Here is a 21,114-nt window from a genome sequence, read left to right as displayed (position 1 = left end):
GCCAGTTACTTGAGGTATTTAACGTGTGCTTCCATTTCTTCCCCAATCTCTTTACGCATGTTCATAAGACGGATAGCGGATTGCTCTAAGGCTTTGTCTTCATCTGACTCTGGAATCCATTTCGGTACATCGGTTGGTTTTCCGTTTTCATCTACAGCAACCATGATAACGATACAGTGAGTGGTGAGTCTGTTTTTCATTTGCTTTGGATCACTAGCTTGCACGTCAATCGCAATGTGCATTGAGCTTCGTCCGGTATAAATGACTTTCGCGCTAACTTCGACTAAGTTGCCGACATGAATCGGAGCAACAAACCGAATGCCGCCAGCATATGCGGTAATGCAATATTTACCACTCCACGCTGCAGAACAGGCGTACGCTGCCAAGTCGATCCATTTCATTACGGCGCCGCCGTGCACTTTTCCGCCAAAATTTACGTCGCTGGGTTCTGCTAAAAAGCGAAGGGTAATGTCTCTTTGACCACTGCTCATCTGTCTTTCCTTGATGGGTTATTGTTTTCCCAATTTAGCAGCAAGATGAATTTTCGGGAATAGCGAATGAAACAAAATATTAACTTTTATTCGAACGCTGGAAGTGACAAGCCACAGCGTAGTTCTGTGGCTTGGGGTGTAGATGTTAATTGGCGGTAGAGGCAACCTCAGAATTGGACAATGGTTTTCTCTGTCTTACTTTTATTTGCGACAGGATAACGCCAGAGATGACTAACAACCCACCAATAATATGGTAAGCGTAAATTTTCTCACCAATTAGTGTTGAAGCAAGTATGACGGAAACCACAGGCATTAGGTTCATGAACATAGCACTTGAATCAGCACCAATTGAATCAATCGCTTTTACCCACATCAGCGGCGCGAAAATGGAAGCAGCAATACCAGCATAAGCGATTAATGGTAGCGCGTCTTGGCTTGGTAACAGTTGTTCACTAGAGAGCCAAAGTGGTGTGAGCATCAAAACAGAAAAGAAGCCCTGCATGTAAACCAGAGTCAAACTACTGAATGGCATTTTCCAGCGTTTTAGCAGAACACAATAAGCCGCGTATACCATGGCAGCAACGAGCATTAAGCTGTCACCTTGCGTTAAGTCTTGATGTAAAAAGTAAGTGATATCACCGTGACCAAGCATAAATGCCAAGCCGCCGAGCGAAATGACACCACCGACGATACTTAACATTGATATAGATTTACCGAGCAATGGGACACTTAAAAACACACTGATCAACGGAACTAAAGAGGTGATCAGGGCCATATTAGAGGCCGTTGTTGTTAAACCGGCATAGTATCCAAGTGACTGGTTGAGAACCATACCAAGTAACGCAAGAAACGCCAACTTAGCTAAGTAAGGTCGAATAATGTGTCGTTGTTTGATGATTGCAGGCAGGCAAAATGGCGTTAGGAGTACCATTGCGACAAACCAACGGTAGAAACTCATCGCACTTGGTTCAATGGCGCTCGCAGCCATCTTGTTCACAATTGAGTTACCACCCCAAATCATAACGGTGAAAAACGGAAGTAAATAAATCATGAGAACCCTATAGCACAATTATTGATGGCGCTAGTCTGGCAGGTCTTTATAATAAAAAGTATCTCTTAAAAGACATCGTAAGCGATAGGAAGACAATTTTGAAAAAGAGCGCCAGAAATCTTCACCCCTCCTTATCAATCGATCGTGCGCCATCAGATGTATTTATGAATTTCGAAGCGTTTCTCTCTAATACAGAAACACGAATTCATAGCCACCCTTGGGGGCAAGTGCAACTGATCAGCGGTGGGATTCTGGAGATGGATGCAGAAGACACAAGATTTCTAGCACCTCCACATCTTGCTATTTGGGTTCCCGCCGGAATTCGTCACACTAGCTACAACCGTAAGCCAATCGAATATTGTTCTTTGAATATTGCCCCTGAATTGACGGCGCATTTTCCAACTAAAACGAGCTTGATCAAAGTGACTCCAATCGTGTCATCTATTATTGAGGACTTTCGTCAGCGAGACATTAATGTGGCGCAAACTGATGAAGACAAGCGCTTGGTACAAGTGTTATTGGACCAGCTTGCAAAGCAAGAAGTCGAACATCACTTTTTACCGACTACCGACAATAAGTATCTTGAACCGATTTTAAAAGCAGTAGAAGAATCGCCGACGGATGAGATCAGTTTGGCGGAGTGGGCGGCAAAAGTGCATACCACAGAACGCACGTTAGCGAGACATTGCCAGAGTGAGTTGGGCATGAGCTTTACTGAGTGGCGCTTACGTGTGCGATATTTACATTCTATGGAGTTGCTGCGTAAAGGGCAGACTGTGAAAGAAGTCGCTCTGACGTTAGGTTATAACCAAGCTAGCCCTTTTATCGCGATGTTCAAGAAATACTCCGGCATGACACCGGAGCAATACAAGAATCGATTGTTATAGCTGAGCGATTATGTAATTCAAACCACCCACCACGGCTGCAACCTGTGCATCGTTACATTCTTCGTCGGTCACTGTTGGGCTGTCTGGGTACACTTCCGTTGTCGTGCCGTAAACGCAATTTGTTACGCCGCCACACAGGCCCAGTTTTACCATTGGGTAGTTGATAACGCCAAACTGTACGACGGGTGAACCAATGATTTCTCCGTTTTCATCTGCTGGTGCAATGTGAGTCACTTTTGCAACTGACTCAATGACCGCTTTTTGGAAGTCAGGCTGAGGGTTTTCACTATCTCCCACCGTGTAAAAGCCATCTGGGATCATACCTTCAATGTACTCAATACCATCACGAGCAGCTAAGGCTGGACGGAACTCAGTTTCGTCAGAATCTGTCGTTTCATGTAGATCAATGTGCATTAACACATCGCCTAAAGTTGCAACTAGCTTTATGAGGTTAGCGGACTCTTCGGCAGGGCTATCCTTATAGAAAGAGCGGTTTGGATCAATCGCGTTTGGATTCCAGCGGTTGATCACCTCGTAACCCCAAGGGCTTACGCAGGGTGCAACGACAATATTGAAATGCTCTGCATAGCGCTCTGCTTCCGTTTCTACAAACTTTAAAGCGCCATGTACACCGCTGGTTTCGTAACCGTGCACGCCGCCTGTGACCAACACAGCAGGTTTAGTTGAATCCCAATTGCGTGTTTTGATACAAAACAGAGGGAAGCGTGCCTCGTTGTATGAGAGCGCACCATATTGTTCAACATCAAAACGCTCGCGTAGGGCATCGATTTTACTGACGACTTCATCTTGGTAGCTACGTTTTACTTCTTGCGTTGCTAACCAAGCTTTACGTTCTTCTTCGTTCCAAGGTTGGCCAGGAGTACCGATTGGGTAAATGTATCCACTTTTCATCTATACTTTTTCTTTTGACTGCTGAAAGGTATCACAAGACTAGACCTGTCTTATCTTTACGGCAATATAAAACACCATTTGGGGTGGTATTCTTTGCAAAATCATCACTTTGATGAGTGATTCATTGGTGTTACATTTTGTTACTTACTCAATTTCATATAAGAGACAAAAAATGGCTGGAGCAAGTTTACTCACACTGTTGGATGATATTGCCACGGTGCTTGATGATGTCGCCTTAATGTCAAAGATGGCGGCAAAGAAAACCGCAGGTGTGTTGGGAGATGATCTAGCGTTAAACGCTCAACAAGTGTCTGGTGTTGCATCTGAGCGAGAGATTCCAGTGGTTTGGGCGGTTGCAAAAGGCTCATTCAAAAATAAATTGATTTTGGTTCCTTCTGCTTTACTTATTAGCGCCATTATTCCATGGCTTATCATGCCATTATTGCTAATTGGCGGCTTATTTCTCTGCTTTGAAGGGGCAGAGAAAGTACTTGAGAAAGTGTTCCCTCACTCGCATCCGCACGAAGAAAAAGAGGAGCTAGTTAATACTGGCGAGTCGATAGAAGAGTATGAAAAGCGTAAAGTTTCTGGTGCGATTCGAACAGACTTTATCCTTTCAGCAGAGATCATCGTGATTGCGTTAGGTACCGTGACAGGAGCCAGTCTTGTTACGCAAATTTTAGTTGTCAGTTTAATTGCAGTGATTATGACGGTTGGAGTTTATGGACTAGTCGCTGGGATTGTGAAGCTAGATGATTTAGGCCTTTATCTTGAAAGTCGCTCAAACGGTAAAGGTTGGGTGGCGAAAGTCGGAGGGGCCTTGGTCGCTTTTGCACCAAAGTTGATGAAGTTGTTAACCATTGTAGGAACTGCTGCGATGTTTTTGGTGGGTGGGGGAATTGTGGTGCACAACGTGCCAGCCATTCATCACTTTGTAGAGCCGATTATTATGAACTTTAGTGGTTATTCGGTTGCTACAGCCATTTTGCCTATTTTATTGAACGGTATTATCGGCTTTGTGGCGGGGTTGGTTGTGGTTGCGGTATGGACGATGGTTGAAAAGCTTCGTGGTCAATAATCACATCTAAAACATGAGACGATAATAACAAGGGTCATGACTTCTTTTTACAAAAAGCATGACCCTGTTTTATAGGTGAAATGTCAGTAAAGTACTTACTTCACTTTCCACTCGATCTGTTCATTTGCTCGAATAGGCACAACGATATCATTGCCAAATGGCATCGTTTCTGGCACATCCCAAGCGGATTTTTCTAACGTTACCGTATCTGTGTTACGTGCAATGCCGTAAAAATCAGGACCGTTGAAGCTTGCGAAAGCTTCCAAGTTTTCCAACTTGCCTTCTTTTTCGAAGACTTCTGCATAAAGCTCTAGCGCTGCGTGTGCAGTGTAAGAACCAGCACAACCGCAAGCCGATTCTTTTGCCCCTTTCGCATGTGGCGCTGAGTCTGTACCTAGGAAAAACTTCTTGCTACCACTAGTTGCTGCTTCGATCAGCGCTTGCTGGTGGGTTCCGCGCTTAAGAATTGGCAAACAGTAGAAATGAGGTTTAATACCACCCACAAGCATGTGGTTACGGTTGAAAAGAAGGTGGTGGGCAGTGATGGTAGCCGCTACGTTGTCTGAGGCGTTGCTAACGAAGTTTGCTGCGTCGGCGGTGGTGATATGTTCTAGAACGATTTTAAGATTAGGGAAGTCATTGACGATAGGAGCGAGGACAGTATCAAGGAATTCTTTCTCTCGGTCGAATATATCAACATCGTGATGTGTTACCTCCCCATGAACTAGAAGTAACATTCCGACTTCTTCCATTGCTTCTAAAACGTGATAAATGTTTTTCGCATTGGTCACACCGGAATCTGAGTTTGTTGTGGCGCCAGCAGGATAGAGCTTGGCAGCAACAATGTGTCCGGTTGCTTTAGCCTTACGTATTTCGTCTGGTGTCGTGTTATCTGTAAGGTAAAGCGCCATTAAAGGCTCAAACTGTTCGCCATGTTGCTCTTTAATAATTCGGTCACGGTAGGCTAGGGCGAGCTCAGTTGTAGTAACAGGTGGGACGGTATTTGGCATAATCAGCGCACGGCCATTGTAGCGGCTGATGTCGCGAACGGTGTCTTTAAGAACTTCCCCATCGCGTAAGTGAACGTGCCAGTCGTCAGGACGAGTGATAGTCAGTGTTGTCATTAATTGCTCCCACCATTGAAAAGTTGTCTGATTGGAGCCTAAGCGCCGTATTTGCTTTTGAGCAAACGCTTGCGCTTAGGCGACAGGATGATAGAGGAATTGCCCTCATATTTCATCCCATTTTTCAATTTTATAAAGAGTGAGAGTGTAAGTGGTTACTTCATTGTTAACCAAAGCGCGTGGATCGTACCTGGTAGAAAGAAGAAACACGTCAATATTAGATTAATCAAAAAGTCTTTATTTAGACCTTTCTCCATAAACACCGCGACAGGCGGAAGAAAGATACATAACAAAATCAGAACCAGTTTTCTTGTATCCATAATTAAGCTCCAAATCGATAAATGGGAGTAGTGATAACTTGGGTGAATTATGTGTGTCGTATCACACTTTATCAAACGGTATTTGGTCAGAACGGTGTTAAAAAACGCGAATATTGAGTGTAGTAAATACTTGTCACTAAAACCAAATTTATAAGAATATGGTTTCGAGAAAGTTGAAATGGATGAAGAGGCAGCAGACTCTGCAACTTAATGTGATTTGAGTATACAATACCGCAACAAATAAAAAACACCCGTAGGAAGAAGGCTATGTTGCAACCCGTTTTATCCCAAATTAATGTTTTTCCGGTTAAGTCAGTTGGCGGATTATCGCTGTCGTCCGTATGGGTTGAGAAGCAAGGATTGAGCTTCGATCGTCGCTTTATGATTGCGAAAGCTGATGGCTCGATGATCACTGCGCGAAAGTATCCGCAAATGGTAACCATTAAGTCTGCCTTATTGTCCGATGGAGTGGTGTTTAGTAGTTTGGGTATGGAGCCACTTAAAATCCGTTACCAAGATTTCAAAATGCAGGAGACACCTGCAACGGTTTGGAAAGATACGTTTACTGCCTATACCACGACAGATGATGCAGATGACTGGTTTAGTCGTGTGTTGGGGCAGCGCGTTGAGTTGTTGTTTAGTGGTGAGCAATCGAATCGTGTCCGTGAAAAGCTAGGTCAAAACGTCAGTTTTGCTGATGGTTATCCGGTTTTAGTGATCAGCCAAGCTTCACTTGATGAGCTGAACCGAAGAAGTTCAGAGCTACACTCAATGGATCAGTTTCGTACTAACTTAGTTGTCTCTGATACTAAGCCATTTGAAGAAGATTCATGGAAGCGCATACGAATCGGTGAGGTAGAGTTTGAGTCTCTCAAACCTTGCGAGCGCTGTATCCTGACTACGGTGAATACCCAAAGAGGCACATTCCGTGAGAGCAAAGAGCCGCTCAAAACCTTGCAACAGTTCCGTGCAAACGATGTCGGTGGTGTGTTCTTTGGCCAGAATCTTGTCGCGCGAAATGAAGGCATTATTCGTCAAGGCGATAAAGTTGAAGTATTGGAGTACAAAGAGCCGGAGTTTTACGCAGATAACTCGCCAGTGCGCATGAAGCTTACATGTGTTGAGCGTGAAGAAATTGCCCAAGACTTTGTGACCTTATGGTTAGAGCCAAACAAAGGTTCGTTGCCTAATTACTTGCCAGGACAACACCTGCCAATAGAGGTGAATATTGATGGTAAGAAAGTGGGTCGACGCTATACCTTATCATCCAGTCCTTCTCGCCCGGGTCGTTATGCTATTTCTGTAAAGCGTATCGCGGGTGGAAGAGTCTCTAACTCACTCTTAGACAACTTACAAGTCGGTGATGTTTTAGAGGCAGAACAACCTGACGGTCAGTTCCACCTTAAAACGCATGAAGCGCAGCCTCTGCTGTTACTCTCTGCGGGTAGCGGAGTAACACCAATGTTATCAATGGTGCGTTACTTAGCGGATCACAATCAGTTGGATAATGTGGTTTTCTACCATCAATGTCGCACCGAGAATGATATTCCTTGTCGCTCAGAGTTGGAGCAGTTAAAGCGTGAGCACCCAGGGCTAGAAGTAAAAGTCTGTTTAACGCAACCTGCTGTTGATTGGTTTGGTTTGAAAGGGCGTTTAAGTTTGTCACACATTAAGCAAATCAAAGATGTTGAACAGCGGCAGGTGTTTGTGTGTGGCCCGGATGGCTTTATGGATAAAGCAAAAAGTCTTCTACTAAGAAAAGGGCTGCCAGAGGAAAACTACCATCAAGAAGCGTTTGGAGTTTCTTCTCTTACGTCAAAGCCAGAGACGTCAAAGCCAGAGAAAAGTCTCGCTATTGACTTTAATGGAGCTAAAGTCGTAGGCAACAACCAAAAAACGTTGTTAGATCAGCTCGAAGATGCTGGGAAGGTCATCAGCAATAGCTGTCGTGCTGGCTTATGCGGCGCGTGTAAAGTTCAGCTTACGTCGGGGCAAGTTCATCATCCGGACGTGCCCGCGCTGACTGATGAGGAACGTGCAATGGGAACCGTGTTGGCGTGTTGTGCTGTGCCAGAGACGGACGTAACAGTAACCAACTAGGCGAGAGCAACTTTGTCATTCGACAAAAACTGTTCCTAGACAAAAAAACGCTGCTATTTTTAGCAGCGTTTTGAGTTTTAAAGAGAGCTGAAAATATCGCTTAGTCGTAAATCGTCGGGATTGGCTGGCGTTTGTGCTGCGTTGCTTTGTAAATCGCTACCAGACGGTCACTCACTTGCTGTGGAACAGGTTTGCCCTCTAAGAAGTCGTCGATTTGCTCGTAAGTTAGGCGTAGGGCATCTTCATCTGCTTTCTGTGGAGCAAGCTCTTCTAAGTCTGCCGTTGGCACTTTCTTCACTAGTTGCTCAGGTGCACCCAATGTAGCAGCCACTTCACGAACTTGGCGCTTACTTAATCCGAACAATGGTGCCATGTCACAAGCGCCATCACCAAATTTAGTGTAGAAACCAGTGATGTTTTCTGCTGAGTGATCAGTACCAAGAACAAGGCCGCCTACGTAGCCCGCGATCTCGTATTGAGCAACCATGCGAGCACGCGCTTTTACATTGCCTTTTACGAAGTCGACTTTTGCTGCATCAGTTGGTAGAAGGTCTGTGCCTTCTAATGCAACGTGAGAAGCCGAATGAAGCCCGTCAACACCTGCTTTGATGTTCACCGATACAGAATGGGTTGGCTGGATAAAAGACAGAGCGAGCTGAGCCTCATCTTCATCTTTTTGCTCCCCGTAAGGCAGGCGAACTGCGATAAATTGGTAGCTATTGTTGCCCGCTTCTTCGTTTAGTTGGTCTACAGCCAACTGAGCTAAACGACCACATGTCGTTGAGTCAACGCCACCGCTGATGCCAAGAACAAGAGACTTACAGCCCGCTTCTTGCAATTTACGCTTAATAAAAGCGACACGGCGTTCAATTTCAAAATGCGGATCAATTGAAGGGAGTACGCGCATTTCGTCACGGATGGATTGTTCCATTTAGGGTTCCTTTTCCTGCAAATATTTCAGACTCTAAAGCGCATTTGCTCAAATGGTGATAAACCATACAGTTGAGGCTCATTAAACGCGACTTTAGGGTCAAAAGCTGTAAAGATTAGTAGTATCATACCGAAATCATCAGATTAGAAAACTCTCTTCAACCAGGTAATCACCGGATATGAAAAAAATCGCCATTTTTGGTAGTGCATTTAACCCACCTAGTTTAGGGCATAAAAGTGTTATTGAGTCTTTGAGCCACTTTGATCTTGTGCTACTTGAGCCAAGCATTGCACACGCTTGGGGCAAGAACATGCTTGATTACCCAACTCGGTGCAAAATGGTTGACGCGTTCATCAAGGATATGGGGCTTTCTAATGTTCAGCGTTCTGATGCAGAGCAAGCTTTATACCAACCTGGACAAAGTGTGACGACCTATGCGTTGTTAGAAAAAATTCAAGAAATTTACCCAACTGCCGATATAACTTTTGTCATTGGTCCTGATAATTTCTTCAAATTTGCTAAATTTAGTAGAGCTGAAGAGATTACGGAACGTTGGACTGTTATGGCATGTCCTGAAAAAGTAAAAGTCAGAAGCACAGATATTCGCAAAGCATTGGCCGAGGGTGAAGAGATCGGCGCCTATACAACACCTTCCGTACGTGATTTATTACTTAGTAAAGGCTTATACAGAGAAACATTGTCTGGGAACTGAGAGGTCAGATTTTCATGGTCAGAGTAGTTTTATTTAGTGCATGTGCGCTGCTTGTGGTGACACAAGCTCATTCCGCGTGTAACTATTTTTCTGATCGTTCCGTGGTGTTTGAAGATAACACGCTTCCAATCTGTGAAGAAATTTTAGATTCCATCGGCGTGTTAAGTACTGAAGCATTGATTTGGTATGCAGCGGAAGCGAAGCTTGAAGGACCAACAGAAAACTATTGGGAGGAGTGGGCGATTAAGCCGGAAGACACCCCACTTCTAACTCAAAACTTAGAAAAGAATTACTTTGGTCTTGGTTTTTGGATGCCGGAAGAGCTCCGAGACGAAGAGAGTAAAATGGATACAGAAGAGTGGCTTCGTAGTCACGGGTTGATGTTCAGCGTTGGTTTTGGTGATAAATCCGACGGACAGCCAAGAATGCGGTTTGATTATCGTTGGCACGAATATTATGACGCTGACTGGATGATGCAGATAGAAGTACCTTTCTAGACACCTCAAGCAAATGAAAAAAGGGCGTACATTATCAATGTACGCCCTTTTTGCTTTTACTTGAATCTCTACTTTCTGTATCCGTAACTCTACGTAATGCTGAAAACGTAGCTTGTTAAAGAGCAAGTTATAGCGCTTCTCCAAAGACTAAAAAGCAAAGCTGTTCATATTCTTCGGTGTTACCAGCAAAAAGAGAGTCAACAATTTGCTCTTCCTTCTTCCCCGACAGTTTCATTTTTCTTGCTTCACGTAGTGTTAGTACCAAGCAAAGCTCTTTAGAAATATTCATGTCACAGCCAGGAGTCCATTGATTGATGGTTCTCGTTAACGTTGAGTGCGCTAGTTTAGGAGACAGCGTCAATACTTCATGTCTTACTACTGTCAGTAGATCGGTTTGCAGATCCGAGCGTTCGGCAGTTGTTGCTAGCTTCTCGACGAGCGCTTTTAGTAGCGGTGAAGGCTTCACAAAGCCCGCTTGTTGTGAGAAGTCGTCATTTAAACGCACAGAAAAATCACAACGATATACACGAGAATTAGGTAAAAAGGTGAGGGAGCTCAAACATCCTTGAGGAATCCAAAAATATTGGCCTGGTTCAATGGCATACTCCTGCTTACCCAATTTAATGACGGCTAACCCTTCGATGACAGACAATAGACTGTGCTTCAGTGCTTTTTTACGCGCAGCTACATCAAGAAAGGGGTATTTAGCGTCGTGAAATTCAATTGCGTAGTTCATTATGAGTACCAGTGTTTTTTGGCGCTAAGGGTAACGTTAAACCCATACGATTCCAACCTGCTGAGAGAATTTTTTAGCATGATAAATGGTGGCTTAACTGGTATGACCATGTTAAAAGTATGGGTTGAAATGCTGCTTGTCAGCAAAACTATGCGTAAAATGTGCCAGCTTTTTTTGATATGTAATGAACAATGACAGCCAATACCGATCCTTATATTGAAATTCGTCCTTACAACGACGAAGAAATTCCAGCAGCGCTGGATCGTCTAATCCAAGATGATGAATTTATCACTGCTATCCTAGAACATCGCTTTGCTAATAAAGCAGCGTGGTTCAAAACGCTAATGAGCCCGATCCTGCGCATCTACCTGAAAGCTAAGTGGAGCAAGCTTGATTCTGTCGAAGCAATTCAGATTGAAGTGAAGAAGTATCTGAAAGATACATTGAATAAGACAACGGATGGCGTCACTTTTTCTGGTTTGGATAAGCTGGATAAAAACACGTCATACCTATTCGTTTCTAACCACCGTGATATTGCGATGGACCCTGCGCTCGTAAACTATGGCTTGTACCAAAGTGGGCACCGTACAGTTCGTATAGCGATTGGCGATAACCTGCTGAAGAAGCCATGTGCGACAGAATTGATGCGACTCAATAAGAGCTTCATCGTTAAGCGCTCTGCTAAAGCGCCTAGAGAAATGATGAAAGCATTGGGACAACTTTCAAGCTATATCAAACATTCGCTTGATACTGGCAATTCAATTTGGATTGCCCAAAAGGAAGGCCGTGCTAAAGATGGAAACGACTTTACTGATCCTGCGATTTTAAAAATGTTCCATGTTGAAGGTCGTAAACAAAAGATCAGCTTTGGTGAGTACACGCGTTCTCTGAAAATCGTTCCTGTCTCGATTGCCTATGAAAATGATCCATGTGACACTGCCAAAGCAAAAGAGCTGTACGAAAAAGCAGAAAATGGCCGCTATGAAAAAGGCGAATTTGAAGATATCGAAAGCATCATTCAAGGTATCGTTGGCTATAAAGGCCGTGTACATGTTGCGTTTGGTGATGTGATTGAGCAAGAGTTTGAAACGCCGGAATCTCTTGCTGGTGAAATCGACCGCCAAATTCACAACAACTACAAGTTGTACCCAATCAACTTGTTAGCTGCTGGGCATGAAGATTCGAGCATCATTACGGAAGCGGTTAAGCGTCATCTCGCGGATAAGTTGGATCAGCTACCTGAAGGCGCAAGACCTTATTTGGTGGCGAGCTATGCTAATCCTGTGAATAACCAAGAGTAATCTTCGTCACTGAACTCTGTTGATTCAGAATGCCTTAAAGCCTCGGCCTGCCGGGGCTTTTGTTTATCTGCTCTTTAAGGTGCGACGGCGCCACCAAGGGTTAAATTGCTAGGCCATTTGGTGATCCTGTTACCACCTAAATAGATATTCCCTTTCACCGTCATTGTGTCTGGAAATACTTTCAGCGCTGATCCTCCAATATAAAGATTACCATCAACCACCAATCCTTCAGGAAGTTCAGAAATGGGAGTGCGAATAACACTTAGATCACCTTTTACTCGAAGTTTAGCTGGAAGCGCTTTTAACGGTGTATCTGTCAGATTTAGGTAACCGCCTAGTTTGATGCCTTTAGGCCAGTTTTCGATCTTACTACCTAGTAGGTTTGCATAGCCTTTTATCTTTGTTCCTGAGCGAATAACTTTGAGTGCGCTGTTAGTTGCTTCCAGACTGCCTTCAACATCAAGCCCTTTAGGCAAGGTTTTGATAGGGGTTTGTGAGATGTTTAAGTTGCCCTTTACCACTAGGCCAGAGGGGAGTTGGGTGTAAGGCTTGTTTCTAAGATCAAGATTGCCGTAATTATCGATGTGACCAAACTTAGAATAGTAATCTAGCTCATATGCCAAAGGAGACGAGCAGAGCAGGATTGAAGTAATGCATAGGGAAACAAAACGCATAGTCAAAGAGTTAGTTAAATACCGAGATCAACAGGTGCTTATCTTATACTTAAATAAACCTATTATGCATTTTTTGCTCACAGTTTTTGATTCATAACTTAAATATTCAAATTAGAGATACACGTTAAAAGTGTGCGCTTCTTTACTGAGCTAAGTAACTTCAAGCTTACTAAAATGAGATAAATTAAATGATTGAATGTGAAGCAGACCCAAGTGTAGAGGTGAGAAAAATATCAGTAGATATTTGAATAATATGAGATTCTTCCAAGAACTTCACAAGGGTCCTTGTTAGTATTATTGAGGTTTGAGGGAGATTTTCATGAAGTTAAAAAGTGTATCTATTTTTACCGCTGGTGTTTTTGCAGTACTGCTGTCGGGTTCCGTTTTTGCTAAATCATACAGTACACCAGAAAACAAAGCGCTAATAGTTGCTGACGGTAAGGTAGGTCAGCGTATCTGTTACTACGATGATAAAGCCTACACCACAGGGGCCGTGATTAATGTTGAAGGCGTATTACTGATGTGTACCGCTGAGAACGATTTTGAAACCAATGGCTCGTTAAAGTGGGTCGTGTTCAAAAAAGATAAATAAACGCGCCGAAGTTGTCTGTTTCATTTAGAGCGGTTTAAGATTAAGAGATTGGAAAAATAAAAAGCGAGCATCATGCTCGCTTTTTTCATTAACGCGCGAGTGAGCGAGTTTTTAATTCAAAGATAAGTTTTTCAGCACTTACTTCAAATTTGAATCGAGCCGTCGCTTGGTTCGATTCTTCGGTTATTTCTGAAACATTGTATTCAACATCAGCACATACTGATTTAGCGAGCTCGATGTATTTTTGTAGTTCAGACTCTAGCTCTGTTTTTGTCTGTGCGAAAACCGTTACGTCGGCAACTTCGTCACCTTCTTTGATGATAAAGCCTATCTCGCCAGCACAGCCGCAGGCCTCACATACTTGGTTTTTTTCTAATTCGACACTCATAACGAATCCTCTTGTAAATACTAAGGGTATTCTATCAGGTATTTGATCTGTATCTACAAAAATGACGACTTTTGCGTAAAAAAGGAACAGAATAGGCACTTGTTAAGTAAGGGTTAAAGATTGGATTACTAAATCATCAAGAACGTTAATGTGATATATATCAACATTTAAAATCAATTAACGAACATAGTGACGAGATTTTGCTCAGTCCAGTTGAACTAATGGTTAATTTATAAGACTATTTCTTGATTGATTATTTTTAATAATTATCATTCTTGGTCTTTGAATAGTTTCGATGAATAATTGGCGCAAGGTTTTGATGAGACTAACTTTTCGCCTTATTTTGAGTAGCATGTATTGACAAAAACATAACTGAAAATTACACATTACGCAGTGTAAAGACGTTATGGTTTGGAACTCGACATGATATTAAATAGTCGCAATACATATACCCAAAGCGCTTTCAAGTGCAGCGCTTAGCAACCTGATTTCTAGGTTTTCGCTAATCGAACCGCATCGGCGAGCCGGGTATAATGCTAAGAATGATTTCATTCTGGCCTCATTTAATAGTGAGTTAGATGGATTTACAAAGAGAAGAGCTTAAAATATGCCAAAGCGTAGTAAAGAAGATACCGAAATCACTATCCAAAAGATCATGGATGCCGTTATTGATCAGCTACTCAGATTAGGTTACGACAAAATGTCGTACACGACGCTAAGCCAGCAGACAGGTATATCGCGTACCGGTATTAGCCATCACTTCCCTAAGAAAACGGACTTCACCGCCGCACTGGATGGCCGTATCTTTAAAATGTTTATTGAACACTTAGAGTTTGATAAAGGATTAAATGCATTTTCACAAAGTTGGATTAAAGCGCTGGAAGATGCTGAGTTTCTCGCGATTTTACGACTGCTATTCCATCACATTGTCACCGCTGAAAATGCGCAAGAATTTGCTGCTAATGGTATTGACCGCTTATACAAAATGGTTGAAAGCCAGTTTGGTGCGGGTGGTGACAAAGAGCTTGAGTGGTTGATTGGTCGATCATTGATCCAAATGAGCAAGTAATAGCCTTTAAAGCACCAAATTCTGCCACTATCAAAGCAAAGGCCCGCAATTCTCATATTGCGGGCCTTTGTCGTATCAAAGTGTTTTAGAGACGGCTTAGAGGAGATACGCTTTATGCTGCGGCATGCACTTGAGGGAAGTCTAGCGTCGGATGTTTTGTCACAATAGATCGATAGCCATAAACTTGCTCAATGCGCTCTGACGTTAGTGCATTCCATGGCGTGTCATCACAAACTAGTTTCCCGTTATGCAAGAGTACAAGGCGGTCTGCGTACTGAGAGGCTAGATTCAAGTCATGTAACACCACAACCACCGCTGCGTTTTGTGCTTTTGCCGTTTCACGAGCAATCTTTAACGTGTTGTGTTGGTGGGCGAGATCCAACGCTGAGGTAGGTTCATCAAGCATTAAGATTCGTTTTTCGCCAGATTGATGTAGTTGTGTCATCACTCGTGCTAGATGCAGTCGTTGCTTTTCTCCACCAGATAAAGACGGGTACAGGCTTTCTGCTAAATGCAATACGTCGGTTTGTTCCATGTAATGTAAAGCCAGTTTAGTGGTTTCTTTATTGGACAGTGATAGCGGTATTGCCCCCAGCTCTACTACTTCTCTGGCTAGAAATGGGAAGGTTAAGGTGCTGTGCTGCGGGAGCATTGCAATATGTTTGGCGCTTTTTTCAGGCTCCCAATCATGCTTTTGTTTACCGAAGTAGGTGATGTGATGATTCGAAGAGATCTCACCGCATAGAAGCTTGAGCAAAGTACTTTTACCTGCGCCATTGGGGCCGAGTAGGGCGGTCACTTCACCAGCTCGGATATCAATGTTGATGTCATCGAGCACCACACGGTTGCCATACGTCATCGAAATGTTTTTCCCCGATAAAACGATCTGGTTCATTACAAAATCTTCCCTTTTTGCTGGAACAATAAGTAGATGAAAAAGGGCGCGCCAATCAATGCGGTCACGATTCCAACTGGTAATTCAGCTGGTGCCACGGCAACACGAGCAAACATATCTGCGGCAGTAAGAAGCAGAGCTCCCATTAAGGCAGATATTGGTAATAGCGTTCGATGGTCAGGCCCAGCGAGCATGCGCCCTAAGTGTGGAATCACGAGCCCAATAAAGCCAATTGCACCACTGATGCTCACCGTAATACCAACACCCAGTGCAGAAAGTAAAATAAGCTGACGTTTGAGTTTTTGAACCGGAACTCCTAAGTGTCTTGCTTCTGATTCCCCTAACAACAGAGCATTCAGCGCCATCGACTTCTTCTGAAACCAGAGTAATAGGATGACGAGTGTTACAGCAGATAGAGCAATCCCTGACCAATTTGCACCAGCTAATGAGCCCATCGACCAAAGCGTCAAATCTCGCAGCATCTGATCATCTGCGATAAAGTTCATGTAGCCAATCGCAGCACCCGAGAGCGCGCTGATGGCAACGCCGGCTAACAACATAATTGTAACTGAGGTACCAAACTTACTTGTGCCGAGTTTATAAACGAGAATAGTCGTTAGTGCACCGCCAAGGAAAGCAAAAAGAGGCAGAGCCGCTAAGTTCATTAGTTGCGGATAGTTTTGGCTAAATTCAGCAAATACAACAATAGCGAATGCACCACCAAGAGCAGCGCCAGCAGACACACCAATGATACCAGGCTCGGCTAATGGGTTACGGAACAAGCCCTGCATAACCACACCACAAATTGCCAAAATAGCGCCGATGAACATACACAAAATGGTGCGAGGCAATCGGATTTCGTTAATGACCAACTGAATGTGAGGAGCGAGATCAGAACTGCCTCCCGTTAGGCTACGCAAACTGTCAGCAAAGCTAATGTTCATTGGGCCAACGGTAATAGAGGCGATAGCAATAAATGCTAAAAATCCACTAAGCACTGATAACGTCGTTGAAAGGGGGATGCGTCTTAACAACATGTCATGTCTCTATGGGTAAAGCAGTGCATTCAAGCGTTTAGCTTCTGCAAGGCTTTTAAGGCCCAAACCACCTACCAGAGCATGGCCATCAATCGTTATGATGTCTTTGTTCTTTCCAGCGGGTGTTGCAGCAAGAAGCGGCATTGCTTTTAAAATTGCATCGGCACCACCCAACGTTTCATAGCTGCGACCGCTAACAAGAATCACGTCAGGCTGCATCTCTACCATCGCTTCTGTGGATAGAGGCTTGTAAGACGAGAGTTGTGTAGCGGCTGGGTTTTGTCCGCCGGCGAGTTGAATAATTGCATCGGGTGTCGTTTGTGAGCCCGCAACATTTGCAGGTCGCCCTTCATGGATCAGCAGAAAGAGCACTTTCTTTTTCTTCGCTTGATCAGGTTGGTTTGCATTGAGTGCTTGTACTTGCGCCTGGACATCTTGCTTTAAGCTTTCAGCTTGAGCCTTGCGATCCATAAGGTTCGCAATTTGATCAATACGTTGATAAAGGCCCTCGACATTTGCATCAGTATTAACAATTTCTACATCTACGCCAGCCGATTTCAATTGGCTCAATGTTGTTTTCGGCCCCATCTCATCAGAACCAAAGACTTTTGTCGGACGTAAGGCGAGCAACCCCTCCGCTGAAAGACGACGATGGTAGCCCACTTTAGGCAGTTCCATCCCTTTTGGTAATTGACTGGTGACGTCGATAGCAACCAAGCTATCTTTAGCGTCGAGTTCAAGCAAGAGTTCAGTGACGGCGCTGCCTGCGCTAACAACGCGCTCTGAGGATGGCGTTTCATTGGCAAAAAGTTGACTACTTGCAAGTAGGGAAATAGCTGCCGTGACAACAGCATGAATAGTGATGCGTGTGTTCTTCATTTTGAAAGGATCTCTATCTTACTTATTTTTATGATGGCTCTTCAGTGAGTAACTGAGTTGCTTGAATTCCGTTTTCTTGTAAAAAGCCGAGAAGTTGTACTAGCGACTGAATATTCGCGGTTTTTTCTGCTCCAATTACAATCGGTTTATCGCTTGACTTACTCTCTTCTAACAGCGCGAGGGTAAAGTTGTCCCAATCGATATATGTCTTGCCGTTAATAGCCCAGTAAGGCTCGTCTTTAAGAATATTTACCGTGATGGATTGCTTATCGACATCTGCAACAGCCTGAGATTCTGTGCTCGGTAAATTGACGTCTAATGAATCGAGTTTGACCGCTGCGGTTAACATCAGGAAAACCATGACGATAAAAATAATGTCTAACAGCGGTGTTAAATCGGGGGTTAAACCGTTACGACTATTTTCTTGTGGTGTTTTAATCATTGAGTTGCAGCCTCAATCTTCTCAGAAGAGCGCAGTGTTACTTTTGAGTGGTCTGGCGAGACATGCTGTAACGAGATACCTTCAAGCCATAAGTTGACGTAGTTTAAAGTGTGCTCAAGCTTGGCGATTACACGATCCGCCCACAAACCAATGATCTGCGCTCCTGAAATGGCAGGAAGTGCGATAATGAGACCCGCGGCAGTGGTGCGCATAGCAAGACCTAGGCCGTCAGCTAAATCATTCGGAGTGATATTCCCGGTTGAAACCGCGATGCCTTTAAACATGTCAATTAAGCCAAGTACCGTACCAAGCAAGCCAATTAAAGGGCTGATGACGCCAATCAGCGTCAGCAAACGAAGGCCGGAATGCAACTGATGGCGTTTTTCTTGCAGCCAAATACCTGCGGCATCTTCTCTTAAAGATTTCGAAAACGAATGATGAGCAAGCAACATCGCAACACCACGGTACAGAAGCGGCCGCTTATTCGACAACTCTTCAGCAAGTGCTTCAAGTTCGCTCCCATTTGTTGGGTCTAATCCTGTGAGCTTTTGGCGAATGGCTCGCTTTCCTACACCAAGGCTAATTAACACATGGAATAATCGCTCGGCGATGATCATCACGGTTAGAGCTGAGCAAATGATCAAAGGCCATGTCATCAGCCCAAATTGAGTTTGTAATTCTTGTAGTTGTTCCATTATCCATCCAACTTAAAACGAACAGGTACTTGTACTCGGTGAGCGACTTTTAGCCCACCTGAAATATGTGGTGTAAATTGCCACTGTTTGATCGCACGAAGTGCTGAGGCATCTAGCGACTCTGTGCCGGAAGACTCAATCAAAACCTGTTTAATCTGGTTACCATTCTCATCTAGCCATATCTCATACAAGGCTACACCTTCAATACCGCGTCTTTGTGCAGACCTTGGGTAACGGGGTTGTGTTGGTTGACTCACAAACGTTGGTTTGTCGACCAAGACAGGCTGAGACGTTGCCCCTTTGGATTGGCTCGCAGGTGCGGATTGTTGAGCTACCGTCTCTTTCTTCACCGGTTCCGTTTTTTTCTTTGGTTTCGCTTCGGGCTGAACCTTTTGCTTTGTTACGGTTTTGGTGGGCTCGACCGTTTTAGGTTTAGATTGTTTAACCGGTTCTGGTTTTTTCTCTACTACCTTCTTCTTAACAGCGTCTTTCTTGACGACCTGTTTTTTTACAATCTTCTTTTCTGGTTCAGGTTGGTCTTGAGGCTGCTCTTTTGGTGGTGCTACATTTTCTGGTGTAGACTTTTCGACAGCGGGAGGAGCAGACACAAGATTTAGACTTACCGAACTTGCTGGGTTTCCAGCCGGCATCGCGAACACCTTTGTCTCTTGAGAAACAAAAAGAAGTGCGGCATGGATGGCAAGGGAAGCACCTCCTGCAATGACATATCTTTGTACGTTCACGGAATATCTCGGGAAACTATGAAAACTTGGGCAGATTATTACTTACAATGGAAATAAGATCAATTATCAATTGCATTATCATTACGCTCAAATTATGATTCTTGCAGAATTTTCAAGATCAGCTTCCATCCCTTACATGATGGGAGTTAAGCGAGTATATATGAGCGTCGATATCGATAAGCTTGATGAATCAGTGTTGGGCAGTGATAGTCCTGATCCATTGCGATTTGCTTTTGTTAAGAAGCATTCTGCACATGCCGGGGGAGCGAGCGTACCTGTGCCCTCGTCTCAACAACAGGCGATTTTTTCGAGTATTACGGCTAACTCAATTAAAGCGACCAATAAACGCTGTCTTTATATTCATGTTCCGTTTTGTCGCGTTCGTTGCACTTTTTGTAATTTCTTTCAAAATGCTGCAAGTCGCACACTGGTTGATGAGTACTTTGAAACATTAATGCAGGAGCTTAGAGAGAAAGCGGCATTACCTTGGACACAAAATGGTATTTTTCACGCCGTATATATCGGGGGCGGAACGCCAACGGATTTATCTCCAATACAGGTTCGTGTGTTAGGCCAGGCTATCCGAGACCACTTTCCTTTGGCTGCAGACTGCGAAATCACCTTAGAAGGTCGCATCAATCGTTTTTCTGATGAGTTGTATCAAGGCGCTTTAGAGGGTGGGTTTAATCGTTTCTCTTTTGGTGTGCAAAGTTTTAATACACAAGTGCGCCGCAGCGCAAAACGTTTAGATGATAGGGAAGATGTCCTCAAACGAGTGAGCGAGATCGCCAAAGAAGACAAAATTCCGGTCATTATCGATTTACTCTATGGCTTACCTTATCAAACCAAAGAAGTGTTAGAGCAAGATTTAAATGATTTCCTCTCGACTGGCGCACACGGACTGGATTTGTATCAGTTAGTGGTTGGCGGGTCAGCTCCCATGCTCAACCTCGTAGAAAAGGGAAAAATCCCGCCACCTGCGACCACACCAGAAAAAGCGGGAATGTATGAGCTCGGTGTGAACTTTATGGCCAAACACCATATGAAGCAACTGAGTGTGAACCATTGGGCAATCGATAACCGCGAGCGTAGTTTATACAATAGTTTAGCCAAGACTTATGCAGAGGTATTGCCAATTGGCTGTGGTGCTGGAGGTAATATCGGTGGCTACGGGATGATGCAACACCGCACACTAGAGACCTATATTAAAGCGGTCAAAGAAGGTCAAAGCACCATCGCGATGATGATGAAGCAAAGCCCTCTAGAACCACTTTTTTCTGCACTCAAATCTGCGTTTGACCGTGGCATTGTTCAAGCAAATCAACTTCCATCATTTATGGGAGAGGACGCGTTCGGGTTTTTATTGCCTCTATTTAAAGTGTGGCAAGCGAAAGGCTTAGTACAACTACATGAACGTAGCGCAGTCCTTACTCTTGCAGGCAGCTTCTGGGCTGTGTCATTGGCTCAAAGTTGTATTCAGGTACTCACGTCAGAGATGAACGAAACCGTACCGAAAGCATCCAATAATTAATGAAAACAAATTGAACAAAAACGGAAGAC

24 protein-coding genes are annotated in these 21,114 nt (G+C 43.9%); 9 read left to right on the top strand and 15 right to left on the bottom strand.

The features are described from left to right. Positions 1–5 precede the first annotated feature (5 nt). Positions 6–491, bottom strand: a complete 486-nt coding sequence (locus tag R7E29_RS20255; protein ID WP_005375279.1) for an acyl-CoA thioesterase — start codon at positions 489–491, stop codon at positions 6–8. A gap of 145 nt (positions 492–636) precedes the next feature. Continuing rightward, complete coding sequence (locus tag R7E29_RS20250) at positions 637–1,542, bottom strand: DMT family transporter (RefSeq protein WP_017635281.1); 906 nt, start codon at positions 1,540–1,542, stop codon at positions 637–639. A 98-nt stretch (positions 1,543–1,640) separates the two neighbouring features. Between R7E29_RS20250 and R7E29_RS20245 the strand changes: the two genes are divergently transcribed. Then, on the top strand, positions 1,641–2,429 hold the full coding sequence (locus R7E29_RS20245; RefSeq protein ID WP_005385013.1) for an AraC family transcriptional regulator: 789 nt from the start codon (positions 1,641–1,643) through the stop codon (positions 2,427–2,429). On the opposite strand, the gene R7E29_RS20240 is transcribed toward R7E29_RS20245, so the two are convergent. Further along, on the bottom strand, positions 2,424–3,341 hold the full coding sequence (locus R7E29_RS20240; RefSeq protein WP_017635280.1) for a M14 family metallocarboxypeptidase: 918 nt from the start codon (positions 3,339–3,341) through the stop codon (positions 2,424–2,426). The two genes, R7E29_RS20245 and R7E29_RS20240, sit on opposite strands and share 6 nt — an antisense overlap. A gap of 172 nt (positions 3,342–3,513) precedes the next feature. Between R7E29_RS20240 and R7E29_RS20235 the strand changes: the two genes are divergently transcribed. Further along, positions 3,514–4,419 carry a DUF808 domain-containing protein gene (locus tag R7E29_RS20235; RefSeq protein ID WP_017635279.1) on the top strand — a complete coding sequence of 302 codons (906 nt, stop codon included), beginning with the start codon at positions 3,514–3,516 and terminating at the stop codon, positions 4,417–4,419. Positions 4,420–4,514: 95 nt separating this feature from the next. On the opposite strand, the gene pyrC is transcribed toward R7E29_RS20235, so the two are convergent. Further along, positions 4,515–5,543, bottom strand: coding sequence for a dihydroorotase (gene pyrC, locus R7E29_RS20230; protein ID WP_053303823.1), 1,029 nt, complete (start codon positions 5,541–5,543; stop codon positions 4,515–4,517). Between the two features lie 155 nt (positions 5,544–5,698). Continuing rightward, on the bottom strand, positions 5,699–5,863 hold the full coding sequence (locus tag R7E29_RS20225) for a YqaE/Pmp3 family membrane protein (protein WP_005375297.1): 165 nt from the start codon (positions 5,861–5,863) through the stop codon (positions 5,699–5,701). Between the two features lie 267 nt (positions 5,864–6,130). On the opposite strand from R7E29_RS20225, the gene R7E29_RS20220 reads away from it, so the two are divergent. After that, on the top strand, positions 6,131–7,963 hold the full coding sequence (locus R7E29_RS20220) for a hybrid-cluster NAD(P)-dependent oxidoreductase (protein ID WP_054577073.1): 1,833 nt from the start codon (positions 6,131–6,133) through the stop codon (positions 7,961–7,963). Positions 7,964–8,063: 100 nt separating this feature from the next. On the opposite strand, the gene nadE is transcribed toward R7E29_RS20220, so the two are convergent. Next, a complete protein-coding gene (gene nadE, locus R7E29_RS20215) occupies positions 8,064–8,894 on the bottom strand; it encodes an ammonia-dependent NAD(+) synthetase (protein ID WP_005385021.1) in 831 nt (276 codons plus the stop codon). 178 nt (positions 8,895–9,072) lie between these two features. On the opposite strand from nadE, the gene R7E29_RS20210 reads away from it, so the two are divergent. Beyond that, positions 9,073–9,606 (top strand): nicotinate-nicotinamide nucleotide adenylyltransferase, encoded by a 534-nt coding sequence (locus R7E29_RS20210; RefSeq protein WP_005375300.1) that lies wholly within the window; start codon positions 9,073–9,075, stop codon positions 9,604–9,606. Positions 9,607–9,620: 14 nt separating this feature from the next. Next, positions 9,621–10,103, top strand: coding sequence for a hypothetical protein (locus R7E29_RS20205; protein ID WP_017635276.1), 483 nt, complete (start codon positions 9,621–9,623; stop codon positions 10,101–10,103). Positions 10,104–10,230: 127 nt separating this feature from the next. On the opposite strand, the gene R7E29_RS20200 is transcribed toward R7E29_RS20205, so the two are convergent. Then, the gene (locus tag R7E29_RS20200; protein ID WP_005375302.1) at positions 10,231–10,839 is read right to left on the bottom strand and encodes a hypothetical protein; all 609 of its coding nucleotides are present in this window, start codon (positions 10,837–10,839) and stop codon (positions 10,231–10,233) included. A 191-nt stretch (positions 10,840–11,030) separates the two neighbouring features. Between R7E29_RS20200 and R7E29_RS20195 the strand changes: the two genes are divergently transcribed. Continuing rightward, positions 11,031–12,140, top strand: a complete 1,110-nt coding sequence (locus R7E29_RS20195; protein WP_017635275.1) for a 1-acyl-sn-glycerol-3-phosphate acyltransferase — start codon at positions 11,031–11,033, stop codon at positions 12,138–12,140. Between the two features lie 74 nt (positions 12,141–12,214). On the opposite strand, the gene R7E29_RS20190 is transcribed toward R7E29_RS20195, so the two are convergent. Then, entirely contained in the window at positions 12,215–12,814 is a 600-nt protein-coding gene (locus R7E29_RS20190; protein WP_025998668.1) for a hypothetical protein, read from the bottom strand. 319 nt (positions 12,815–13,133) lie between these two features. Here R7E29_RS20190 and R7E29_RS20185 point away from each other — a divergent pair, with 319 nt between their 5' ends. Then, positions 13,134–13,406: a YnjH family protein gene (locus R7E29_RS20185; RefSeq protein ID WP_005375306.1), complete on the top strand. Its 273-nt coding sequence runs from the start codon at positions 13,134–13,136 to the stop codon at positions 13,404–13,406. Between the two features lie 88 nt (positions 13,407–13,494). Here the strand turns inward: R7E29_RS20185 and R7E29_RS20180 are convergent, their stop codons facing one another. Continuing rightward, positions 13,495–13,794 (bottom strand): YfcZ/YiiS family protein, encoded by a 300-nt coding sequence (locus tag R7E29_RS20180; protein WP_005375307.1) that lies wholly within the window; start codon positions 13,792–13,794, stop codon positions 13,495–13,497. Between the two features lie 607 nt (positions 13,795–14,401). Here R7E29_RS20180 and R7E29_RS20175 point away from each other — a divergent pair. Next, positions 14,402–14,863, top strand: a complete 462-nt coding sequence (locus R7E29_RS20175; RefSeq protein ID WP_005385033.1) for a TetR/AcrR family transcriptional regulator — start codon at positions 14,402–14,404, stop codon at positions 14,861–14,863. Positions 14,864–14,975: 112 nt separating this feature from the next. Here the strand turns inward: R7E29_RS20175 and R7E29_RS20170 are convergent, their stop codons facing one another. From R7E29_RS20170 to R7E29_RS20145, 6 genes are read right to left on the bottom strand one after another with little or no spacing between them, the layout of a single operon-like run. Then, a complete protein-coding gene (locus tag R7E29_RS20170) occupies positions 14,976–15,758 on the bottom strand; it encodes a heme ABC transporter ATP-binding protein (protein ID WP_005385036.1) in 783 nt (260 codons plus the stop codon). Beyond that, positions 15,758–16,795 carry a FecCD family ABC transporter permease gene (locus R7E29_RS20165; protein WP_005375318.1) on the bottom strand — a complete coding sequence of 346 codons (1,038 nt, stop codon included), beginning with the start codon at positions 16,793–16,795 and terminating at the stop codon, positions 15,758–15,760. Before R7E29_RS20165 ends, R7E29_RS20170 begins: the two co-directional genes overlap by 1 nt. A gap of 9 nt (positions 16,796–16,804) precedes the next feature. Beyond that, on the bottom strand, positions 16,805–17,674 hold the full coding sequence (locus tag R7E29_RS20160; protein WP_213906720.1) for a hemin ABC transporter substrate-binding protein: 870 nt from the start codon (positions 17,672–17,674) through the stop codon (positions 16,805–16,807). Positions 17,675–17,702: 28 nt separating this feature from the next. Further along, complete coding sequence (locus tag R7E29_RS20155) at positions 17,703–18,116, bottom strand: ExbD/TolR family protein (RefSeq protein ID WP_005375322.1); 414 nt, start codon at positions 18,114–18,116, stop codon at positions 17,703–17,705. After that, on the bottom strand, positions 18,113–18,811 hold the full coding sequence (locus R7E29_RS20150; RefSeq protein WP_005385044.1) for a MotA/TolQ/ExbB proton channel family protein: 699 nt from the start codon (positions 18,809–18,811) through the stop codon (positions 18,113–18,115). Before R7E29_RS20150 ends, R7E29_RS20155 begins: the two co-directional genes overlap by 4 nt. Continuing rightward, a complete protein-coding gene (locus R7E29_RS20145) occupies positions 18,811–19,554 on the bottom strand; it encodes an energy transducer TonB (protein WP_021707650.1) in 744 nt (247 codons plus the stop codon). Before R7E29_RS20145 ends, R7E29_RS20150 begins: the two co-directional genes overlap by 1 nt. Positions 19,555–19,714: 160 nt before the next feature. Here R7E29_RS20145 and hutW point away from each other — a divergent pair, with 160 nt between their 5' ends. Continuing rightward, positions 19,715–21,085, top strand: a complete 1,371-nt coding sequence (gene hutW, locus R7E29_RS20140; RefSeq protein ID WP_054577074.1) for a heme anaerobic degradation radical SAM methyltransferase ChuW/HutW — start codon at positions 19,715–19,717, stop codon at positions 21,083–21,085. Positions 21,086–21,114: the final 29 nt, after the last annotated feature.

It is taken from the genome of Vibrio sp. Vb1729 (genome assembly GCF_033338655.1).
In the GTDB taxonomy this organism is placed as follows: Bacteria; Pseudomonadota; Gammaproteobacteria; order Enterobacterales; family Vibrionaceae; genus Vibrio; species Vibrio alginolyticus.
The sequence above is the reverse complement of the archived record's forward strand: the minus strand, read 5'-3'. Positions and strand labels throughout refer to the sequence as shown.